Raw genomic sequence first — 9716 nt, forward strand, 5'->3', positions numbered from 1 at the left:
GGTCCGCCCGGAGCGGGCGGACCCGGCCCGATGGGGCCCTGGCCTAGTGCGCGGCCGCCTTCTCGGCCTTCAGGTCCTCGTCCTGCTTTGCCCCCGGCCTGGCGTCCACCCCGGCCTCCTTGCGCTGCTGCGGGGTGATCGGCGCCGGGGCCGCGGTCAGCGGGTCGAAGCCGTTGCCGGTCTTCGGGAACGCGATGACCTCGCGGATGGAGTCCGTGCCGGCCAGCAGGGCCACCACCCGGTCCCAGCCGAAGGCGATGCCGCCGTGCGGGGGCGCGCCGTACTTGAAGCCCTCGAGCAGGAACCCGAACTTCTCGTCGGCCTCCTCCCGGCCGATGCCCATGACCTCGAACACCCGCCGCTGCACGTCCTGCCGGTGGATGCGGATGGAGCCGCCGCCGATCTCGTTGCCGTTGCACACGATGTCGTAGGCGTAGGCCAGGGCGTGCTCGGGGTCCTGGTCGAAGGTGTCCAGGAACTCGGGCTTGGGCGAGGTGAACGCGTGGTGCACGGCGGTCCACTGGCCGGCGCCCACGGCGACGTCCCCGGACTCGACGGCCTCGGCCGCGGACTCGAACAGGGGTGCGTCCACGATCCACACGAACGCCCAGGCGTCCTCGTCGATGAGCCCGGTGCGGTGGCCGATCTCCACGCGGGCCGCGCCGAGCAGCGCGCGGGCGGACTTCCTCTCGCCGGCGGCGAAGAAGATGCAGTCCCCGGGCTGCGCGCCGGTCGCGGCGGCGAGGCCCTCGCGCTCGGCCTCGGTGATGTTCTTGGCCACGGGGCCGGTCAGGGTGCCGTCCTCGCCGACCAGGACGTAGGCCAGGCCCTTGGCGCCGCGCTGCTTGGCCCACTCCTGCCAGGCGTCCAGGGTGCGGCGCGGCTGGGAGGCCCCGCCCGGCATGACCACGGCGCCCACGTAGGGGGCCTTGAACACGCGGAAAGTGGTGTCCCGGAAGTACTCGGTCAGATCGGTGAGCTCGAGCCCGAAGCGCAGGTCCGGCTTGTCGGAGCCGTACTTCGCCATGGCATCGGCGTAGGTCATCCGGCGGATGGGGGTGGGGATCTCCACGTCGATGAGCTTCCACAGGGCGGCCACGATGCGCTCGCCGAGGGCGATGACGTCGTCCTGCTCCACGAAGGAGGCCTCGATGTCGAGCTGGGTGAACTCGGGCTGGCGGTCGGCGCGGAAGTCCTCGTCCCGGTAGCAGCGGGCGATCTGGTAGTACTTCTCGATCCCGCCGACCTGCAGCAGCTGCTTGAACAGCTGCGGGGACTGGGGCAGGGCGTACCAGGAGCCCGGGGCCAGACGGGCCGGGACCAGGAAGTCGCGGGCGCCCTCCGGGGTGGAGCGGGTCAGCGTGGGCGTCTCGACCTCGGTGAAGCCGTCCTCGTGCAGCATCTCCCGGGCCACCCGGTTGGCGTCGGAGCGCAGCCGCATGATCCGGGCCGGCTCGGGCCGGCGCAGGTCCAGGTAGCGGTGCCGCAGCCGGGCGTCCTCGCCGACCTCCACGTGCTCGTCGATCTGGAAGGGCAGGGCGGCGGCGGTGTTGAGCACGGTCACGGTCCCCGCCATGACCTCGACCTCGCCGGTGGCCAGGGCCGGGTTCTCGTTGCCCTCGGGGCGCCGCTCCACGGTGCCCGTGACCTGCAGGACGAACTCGTTGCGGAGGTGGTGGAAGTCCGCCTCGTCGCGCACCACGATCTGGGCGACCCCGGAGGCGTCGCGCAGGTCCAGGAAGGCCACCCCTCCGTGGTCGCGGCGCCGGCCGACCCAGCCGGCCAGCGTGACGGTCTCTCCGATGTGCTCGGCGCGCAGGGCGCCGAGGTTGTGGGTGCGCAGCACTGAAAAACCCTTCGTTGTTCGGGAGGTGCGGACGGGGCCGCGCTCATCGCGCGTTGGCCCGGTGTTTCCCCGGTGCCCCTACTCTCGTTCCGGGAACGAGTTTACAGCCCGGCCCTCGGGCCCCCGGACGACGACAGGACGACGATGAGCACCTCCCCCGGCCACCCGGCCCTCGCCCGCCGCCTGGGCACCCTCGACGCCACGGTGATCGGGGTGGGCTCGATGGTCGGCGCCGGGGTGTTCGTGGCCTTCGCCCCGGCCGCGGGACTGGCCGGTCCGTGGTTGCCGCTGGCCCTGCTGCTGGCGGCCGTGGTGGCGTGGTGCAACGCGACCTCCACCGCCCAGCTGGCCGCCGTCCACCCCGCCTCGGGCGGCGCCTACCTGTACGCGAACCGGCAGCTGGGCCGGTGGCCGGGGTTCGTGGCCGGCTGGGGCTTCGTGACCGGCAAGACCGCGTCCGCGGCGGCGATGGCGCTGACCTTCGGCCTGTACACCGCCGAGCTCACCGGGGCCGACGACGCCGGGGCGCGGCTGCTCGCCGTCACCGCCGTCCTCGGTCTCACGGCGGTGAACCTGGGCGGGGTCACCCGCACCGCCCGGCTGACCACGCTGCTGGTCGTCCCCGTACTGGTGGTGCTGCTGTCGGTCGTCGTCCTGCTGTTCGGGGGCACCGGTCCCGCCGCGGGCGGCTCCTCCGGGGCGGAGGCCGCGGTGTGGGACGGCAGCGCCTGGGGTGTGCTGCCGGCGGCGGGCACCCTGTTCTTCGCCTTCGCCGGCTACGCCCGCGTGGCCACCATGGGCGAGGAGGTCCGGGACCCGGCGCGCACCATTCCCCGGGCCGTGCTGGGGGCGCTGGCGTTCACGCTGCTGCTCTACGGGCTGCTCGGCCTCGGGCTGCTGCGCTTCCTCGGCGTCGACCGGCTGGCGGCGTCGGCCGCCCCGCTCCTGGCGGTGGTGCGCGAGGCCGGCTGGGCGGCCGGGCCTACCGCCGCGGGCGCCGTGGTCGTCACCGCGGCCGCGGCCCTGGCCACGCTGGGGGCGCTGCTGGCGCTGGTCGCCGGGATCTCGCGCACGGCCCTGGCCATGGCCCGCGAGCGGGACCTCCCGGGACCGCTGGGCGCGGTGTCGCAGCGCCACCGGGTGCCGTGGGCGGCGGAGCTGGCCGTGGCCGGTCTCGTGGTGGTGCTCGTGCTGGTCGGCGACGTGCGCACGGTCATCGGGTTCTCGAGCTTCGGGGTGCTCGTCTACTACGCGCTGGCCAACCTCTCGGCGCTCACTCTCGAGCAGCGCCCGGGGTGGGCGCCGCGGGCGGTCAACGTCCTCGGACTGGCCGGCTGCCTGGTGCTGGCCCTCACGCTGCCGTGGCCGTCGGTGCTCACCATGCTCGGGGTCTTCGCCGTCGGCCTGATCGGTCGCGCCCTGGTCCTGGCGCGGCGCCGCTGATCCCCGGCACGGGGTCCCGCCACCAGGTGCCGAGCCCCCAGTCCCCGGTCGCCCACGGCGCCGAGCCCCCACTCCCGCCGCAATTCCCCAGACCAAGACTTGGGGAAACGGAACAGGACTGGGAACTCGACGGAACGGGCGGGCATGAGGTGGGGACTCGGCGGAACGAGCTGCGGACGGAGGGCGGGTCCGCGGCGGGTCAGGACTGCGCGGCGCGCACGACCGGGCGCAGGTCCCCGGCCGGCGGGGTCCACGAGGCCGGATCGGCGGCCACCTGCTCGCCGGAGCGGATGTCCTTGACCTCGTGGGCCAGCGTCCCGTCCTCGCCGCGGACCGTGAACCACACGAAGGGGATGCCGCGGCGCTCGGCGTACTTGATCTGCTTGCCGAACTTCGCCGCGCTCGCGGAGACCTCGCACGCGACGCCGCGCTCGCGCAGCTGCTGGGCCACGTCCTGGGCCGCGGACCAGGACTCCTCGTCGACCAGGGAGACCAGCACGGCGGTGGGGACCCTGCGCGAGGGCGCGGCCATCCCCTGGGACAGGATGCGGGAGACCAGCCGGGTGACGCCCACGGACAGTCCCACGCCGGGATAGGTCTTCTTGCCGGTGGACGCGAGGGACTCGTAGCGCCCGCCCGAGCACACGGAGCCCAGCTGCTCGTGGCCCACGAGCACGGTCTCGTAGACGGTGCCGGTGTAGTAGTCGAGGCCGCGGGCGATCGAGAGGTCGGCGACCACCGTGCCGGGGGCGCGCCGGGACGCCTCTCCCACCACCTCGGCGAGCTCGCGCAGCCCCTCCTCGAGCAGCTGGGTGTTCACCCCCAGCGCGCGGACCTGGTCCACGAAGGAGGTGTCCTCGGTGCGGATGGCCGCGAGCTGCAGGGCGGCCTGCGCCTGCTCGGGGGTGGCGCCGACCTCGTCGCACAGCGCCTGGGCCACCCGCTCCGGGCCGATCTTCTCGAGCTTGTCGATGCTGCGGAGCACCCCGGCGGTGTCCTGCAGCCCGATGCCCTGGTAGAACCCCTCGGCGAGCTTGCGGTTGTTGACGCGCAGCACGAACGGCGGGATGGGCAGCTTCGACAGGGCGTCGATCATCACGAGCGCGAGCTCCACGTCGTAGCGGAACGGCAGCGTTCCGTCGCCCACCACGTCGATGTCCGCCTGCGTGAACTCGCGGGCCCGGCCCTCCTGGGGGCGCTCGCCGCGCCACACCTTCTGGATCTGGTAGCGGCGGAACGGGAAGGCGAGGTGCCCGCCGTTCTCCACCACGTACCGGGCGAACGGCACGGTGAGGTCGAAGTGCAGCGCCAGCTGGTCGGCGCCGCGCTCGGCGGGGGCGGTGTCCTCGTCCTCCTGGAGGCGGGAGACGACGTAGACCTCCTTGTCGATCTCGCCCTTGCGCAGCAGCTGACCGACCGTCTCGACGGCGCGGGTCTCGATCGAGGAGAAGCCGTGCAGCTCGAAGGTCTCCCGCAGCACGTCCAGGACGTGCAGCTCGACCAGACGCTCCTCCGGCAGCCATTCGGGGAAACCGGACAGGGAGGTCTTGCGGGCCATGGGGACGTGCTCCTCGGGTGGATCGGCGGCGGGACGGGTGGACGGCCGGCCCGGACGGGCCCGACGGTTCCGCCCTCATCCTAGGGATCCCCGCGCGCCCGGCCCAAAGCCCGGCCCCGCGCCCCGCCGGAAGCCCGGCCCGGTGCCCGGCGTGACGCCCGGTCCCGGCGGGCGGGCGGCGGCCGGAGCAGGTGGCCTCGGTAGTATGGGTCTGACGATTGTCCGAAGCCGGGCGACGACGCCGGGCACCGTCCCGGGGCCGCCGCCGGCGAGAGCGAAAGAGTTCCAGCGGTGACAGAACGTCTCGAATCCGACGACCAGCCCACGCCCCGCCCCGCCCCCACCCCGGGCCCCGTGCCCCGGCCCGGCGCGCCGAAGCCGGGCGCCCCCGGCCCGGTCCCCACCCCGGCTGCCGTCCAGCCGCCCGCGGCCCCGGGACCGGCCCCGGCCGCCGCCCCGGCGGCGCCGGCGCTCGCCTCCCCCGAGTCCGTGGCGCGTGCCCGGGCCTTCGGCCGGGTCACCGAGGACGGTCACGTCTACGTGGTCGTCGAGGGCGAGGAGGTCCTCTGCGGGCAGTTCCCGGACGCGTCCGAGGACGAGGCCCTGGGCTACTTCGCCCGGAAGTTCGACGACGTCGAGGCGCAGGTCGCGCTGCTCGAGCAGCGGGTGGCGGCCGGAGCGCCGTCGGCGGACATGCTCGGCACGGTGGACCACCTCGCCGAGCAGGTCGGCCGGCGCGCGATGCTCGGCGACGTCAAGGCCCTCGAGTCCCGCCTGGAGGCCCTGCGCCCGGCGATCCGCCAGCTCGAGGCCGCCGAGCGGGCCGCCCACGAGGCGCAGCGCGCCCAGAACGTCGCGGCGCGCGAGGCGATCGTCGCGGAGGCGGAGCAGATCGCCGCCCAGGACCCGCAGCGCACGCAGTGGAAGCAGTCCTCGGCCCGGATGGCCGAGCTCTTCGACCAGTGGAAGACCCACCAGAAGTCCGGCATCCGGCTGGGACGTGCCGCGGAGGACGCGCTGTGGAAGCGGTTCCGCACCGCTCGCACCACGTTCGACCGGCACCGCCGCGCGTTCTTCTCGCAGCTGGACGCCGACAACGCCGAGGCCAAGAAGGCCAAGGAGGCCCTGATCGCCGAGGCGGAGGCCCTGTCCGGCTCCACCGACTGGGGTGCCACGGCCGCGGAGTACCGCCGCCTGATGGACCGGTGGAAGGAGTCCAAGCGCGCGTCCAAGAAGGACGACGACGCCCTGTGGGCCCGGTTCCGCGCCGCCCAGGACGCCTTCTTCGCGGCGCGCAAGGCCGACAACGACCGGATCGACGAGGAGTTCGAGGGCAACCTCGCCGTGAAGGAGCAGCTGCTGGCCGAGGCGAAGGCGCTGCTGCCGATCACGGACCTCAAGGCGGCCAAGCGGTCGCTGGGCGACATCCTGGACCGCTGGGAGCAGGCGGGGAAGGTCCCGCGCGCCCACATGCGCCGGGTCGAGGCCGAGCTGCGCACGGTGGAGGACGCCGTGCGCCAGGCCGAGGACGAGAAGTGGCAGCGCTCCAACCCGGAGACCAAGGCCCGGTCCAACTCGATGCTCACGCAGCTCGAGTCGAAGATCGAGGACCAGGAGGACGCGCTGTCCCGGGCGCAGGCCACCGGGGACGCCAAGCGCGCGGCCAAGCTGGAGGCCGAGCTCGCCACCAGCCGCCAGTGGCTCGAGACGCTGCGCCGTTCGGCGGCGGACCTGCGCTGACGGCGGACCCGCCGGAGGGCCCCGCGGCCGCGCTGTCCACAGTGCGCCGCGGGGCCTTTCCCGTGCCGCGACCGGGGACGAGAGTGGGCCCATGGACGTCCCGCCCCGGCACCCCGACACCCTGTTCCTGCCCGCGCGGCCGTTCTCGCGCGTCGAGCTCTCCGCCCTCGTCACGGACGGGGTGCTCGTGCCCGTGGTGCTGGAGGCGCACGTCCTGCGCGGCCGCCCGGTGACGCGGGCCGTGAAGATCGCGGCGCTGGAGGCGCAGCTGCCGCCGCACCTGCTGCGGCGCGGGGTCCTCGGGAGGCTCTCCGCGGCGTGGTTCTACGACTGCGCCGGCCGCCCCGGCGTCCTGCCGGTGCTGCTGGACAAGCTCCGCCGGACCACCATGTCCCCGGTCCCCGAGGGGCTGGCGCTGCACCAGGTCACGCTGGGGGTCTACGACGTCCACGACGCCGGGCCCGTACAGGTCACCACGCCGCTGCGCACGGCCGTGGACCTGGCCCTGCACGTGCCCGGACGCGAGGGGGCGGCGGCCCTGGAGAAGCTCCTGCACGCACCCCACCTGCACTGCCCGCCCCCGCTGGTGCAGGCCGCGCTCGAGAGCTTCGAGCGGATGCCCGGCCGGCAGGCGGCGCTGCTGCGGGTCCGCCGCGCCGCCCGGGCCGTCGGACGCCCGCTGCGCTGAGCTCAGCGGCCGGCCGGCTCCGAGATGGGCCGGTTGCCCGAGGTGCGGTAGACGTCGTAGACCCCGTCGATCCGGCGGACCTGGTTGAGCACGTGGTCCAGGTAGCGCGGATCGCCCATCTCGAAGGCGAAGCGGGAGATCGCCAACCGCGACTTCGAGGTGTGCACCGAGGCGGAGAGGATGTTGACGTGGTTCTCGGAGAGCACCCGGGTGACGTCCGAGAGCAGGGACTTGCGGTCGAGGGCCTCCACCTGGATCTCCACCAGGAACACGCTGGACTGGGTGGGCGCCCACGCGACCTCGACCACCCGCTCGGTGGAGGTCAGGGCGAGCATGTTGGCGCAGTCCTTGCGGTGCACCGAGATTCCGGCGCCGCGCGTGACGAAGCCCATGATCTCGTCCGGCGGCACCGGGGTGCAGCAGCGGGCGAGCTTCACGTAGACGTCCGAGGCGCCCTGGACCGTCACCCCGGAGTCGGACACGCGCGGGCGCACCGGCTGGGTGGCGATGGTGGTCTCGGCGAAGTCCTCCTCCGCGCCGTCGGCCCCGCCGAGGTCGCCCACGATCTTCGCGACCACGTCGTGGGCGCTGACCACGTCGGAGCCGATCGCCTCGTAGAGGGAGCTGATGTCGGTGCGGTGGAAGTCCTGGGCGACCGCCAGCAGGGACTCCTGGGTGAGCGTGCGCTGCAGCGGCAGGTGGTGCTTGCGCAGGGCGCGGGTGAGCGCGTCCTTGCCCTTCTCGATGGCCTCCTCGCGGCGCTCCTTGGAGAACCACTGGCGGATCTTGTTGCGCGCCCGCGGGGACTGGACGAACTTCAGCCAGTCCTGCGAGGGCCCGGCGTGCTCGGACTTGGAGGTCAGCACCTCCACCCAGTCCCCGTGCTGGAGCTCCGAGGACAGGGGCACGAGCTTGCCGTTCACCCGGGCCCCGATGGTCTTGTGCCCCACCTCGGTGTGCACCGCGTAGGCGAAGTCCACGGGCGTGGAGCCCGCCGGCAGCGCCATCACCTCGCCCTTGGGGGTGAAGACGTACACCTCGGAGGTGTTGATCTGGTAGCGGAGCGAGTCGAGGAACTCGGAGGAGTCCTGCGTCTCCTCCTGCCAGGACACGAGCGAGCTGAGCCAGGCGAGGTCGCCCTCCATGGCCTTCGGGGTGGCCGAGTTCGCCTGGTTCGCCTGGTCCTTGTACTTCCAGTGCGCGGCCACGCCGTACTCGGCGCGGCGGTGCATCTCGTGGGTGCGGATCTGGATCTCCACGGGCCGGCCGTCCGGGCCGATCACCGTGGTGTGCAGGGACTGGTACATGTTGAACTTCGGCATGGCGATGTAGTCCTTGAACCGCCCCGGCAGCGGCCGCCACCGCGCGTGCAGGGCGCCCAGCGCCGCGTAGCACTCGCGCACCGTGTTCACCAGCACCCGCACCGCCTGCAGGTCCTGGATCTCGTCGAAGTCCTTCCCGCGCACGATCATCTTCTGGTAGATCGAGTAGTAGTGCTTGGGCCGGCCGGTGATGGTCGCCTCGATCCCGGCCTCGGAGAGGTCCAGGGCGATCCGCTCCCGGATCTTCGCCAGCGACCGTTCCCGCTGGGGCTGGCGCTCCCCGACCATGCGCACGATCTCCTCGTACACCTTGGGGTAGAGCGCCGCGAACGCCAGGTCCTCGAGCTCCCACTTGATGGTGTTCATGCCGAGCCGGTGGGCCAGCGGCGCGAAGATCTCGAGGGTCTCGCGGGCCTTCTTCGAGGAGGAGCTCTGGGAGACGAAGCGCCAGGTGCGGGCGTTGTGCAGGCGGTCGGCCAGCTTGATGACGAGCACGCGGATGTCCTTGGCCATCGCCACGATCATCTTGCGCACCGTCTCGGCCTGCGCGGCGTCCCCGTACTGGACCTTGTCCAGCTTCGTGACGCCGTCCACGAGGGCGGCGACCTCCTCGCCGAACTCCGCGCGCAGCTGCTCGAGGGTGTAGTCCGTGTCCTCGACGGTGTCGTGCAGCAGGGCGGCCACCAGGGTGGCACCGGTCATGCCGAGCTCCGCGAGGATCGTGGTCACGGCCACGGGGTGGGTGATGTAGGGGTCCCCGCTCTTGCGCTTCTGGCCCTCGTGGCACCTCTCGGCGACCTTGAAGGCGCGCTGGAGGACCTCCAGGTCCTCCTCGGGGTGGGTGGCGCGCACGGTGTGCAGCAGGGGCTCGAGGATCGGCGAGTGGTCCATGGGCCGCCCGGACAGGTAGGACAGGCTCGACCGGGTGCGGTCGCTGCGGCCCGGGAACACGGCCCGGCCCAGCAGCGGCCGGGAGGCGGGCACCACGTAGTGCGTGCCGGCCATGTCCGACCGGCGCGGCGGGGTCGGTGCGGCGCCCTGGTCCGTGGGGACGGCCCCGTCGTCGGACGAGCTCATGACCGAGACTTCCTTCCCAATCGATGCACGCGGGGCGGCGGC

6 protein-coding genes are annotated in these 9716 nt (G+C 73.3%); 3 read left to right on the forward strand and 3 right to left on the reverse strand.

The window, feature by feature from the left end; translation table 11 throughout:
* Positions 1-43: 43 nt before the first annotated feature.
* A complete protein-coding gene (gene aspS, locus ACFU0Y_RS14875) occupies positions 44-1846 on the reverse strand; it encodes an aspartate--tRNA ligase (protein ID WP_380215302.1) in 1803 nt (600 codons plus the stop codon).
* Between the two features lie 144 nt (positions 1847-1990).
* Between aspS and ACFU0Y_RS14880 the strand changes: the two genes are divergently transcribed.
* Positions 1991-3289 carry an APC family permease gene (locus tag ACFU0Y_RS14880; RefSeq protein ID WP_380215303.1) on the forward strand — a complete coding sequence of 433 codons (1299 nt, stop codon included), beginning with the start codon at positions 1991-1993 and terminating at the stop codon, positions 3287-3289.
* 199 nt (positions 3290-3488) lie between these two features.
* Here the strand turns inward: ACFU0Y_RS14880 and hisS are convergent, their stop codons facing one another.
* Positions 3489-4847, reverse strand: coding sequence for a histidine--tRNA ligase (hisS, locus tag ACFU0Y_RS14885; RefSeq protein WP_380215304.1), 1359 nt, complete (start codon positions 4845-4847; stop codon positions 3489-3491).
* Between the two features lie 291 nt (positions 4848-5138).
* Here hisS and ACFU0Y_RS14890 point away from each other — a divergent pair, with 291 nt between their 5' ends.
* Both ACFU0Y_RS14890 and ACFU0Y_RS14895 read left to right on the forward strand, forming a co-directional pair.
* A complete protein-coding gene (locus ACFU0Y_RS14890) occupies positions 5139-6587 on the forward strand; it encodes a DUF349 domain-containing protein (RefSeq protein WP_380215305.1) in 1449 nt (482 codons plus the stop codon).
* A gap of 91 nt (positions 6588-6678) precedes the next feature.
* The gene (locus tag ACFU0Y_RS14895; RefSeq protein ID WP_380215306.1) at positions 6679-7275 is read left to right on the forward strand and encodes a hypothetical protein; all 597 of its coding nucleotides are present in this window, start codon (positions 6679-6681) and stop codon (positions 7273-7275) included.
* Positions 7276-7277: 2 nt separating this feature from the next.
* Here ACFU0Y_RS14895 and ACFU0Y_RS14900 read toward each other — a convergent pair whose 3' ends face one another.
* Positions 7278-9674 carry a RelA/SpoT family protein gene (locus ACFU0Y_RS14900; RefSeq protein ID WP_380215307.1) on the reverse strand — a complete coding sequence of 799 codons (2397 nt, stop codon included), beginning with the start codon at positions 9672-9674 and terminating at the stop codon, positions 7278-7280.
* Between the last annotated feature and the right edge of the window lie 42 nt (positions 9675-9716).

The sequence above is a fragment of the Kocuria sp. NPDC057446 genome, from assembly GCF_042802875.1.
Lineage (GTDB): Bacteria > Actinomycetota > Actinomycetes > Actinomycetales > Micrococcaceae > Kocuria.

Bases quoted from the DNA above. Each gene is read 5' to 3' on its own strand.
- ACFU0Y_RS14895 (WP_380215306.1), top strand. From the start codon at position 6,679: ATGGACGTCCCGCCCCGGCACCCCGACACCCTGTTCCTGCCCGCGCGG.
- ACFU0Y_RS14900 (WP_380215307.1), bottom strand. From the start codon at position 9,674: ATGAGCTCGTCCGACGACGGGGCCGTCCCCACGGACCAGGGCGCCGCA.
- ACFU0Y_RS14880 (WP_380215303.1), top strand. From the start codon at position 1,991: ATGAGCACCTCCCCCGGCCACCCGGCCCTCGCCCGCCGCCTGGGCACC.
- hisS (WP_380215304.1), bottom strand. From the start codon at position 4,847: ATGGCCCGCAAGACCTCCCTGTCCGGTTTCCCCGAATGGCTGCCGGAG.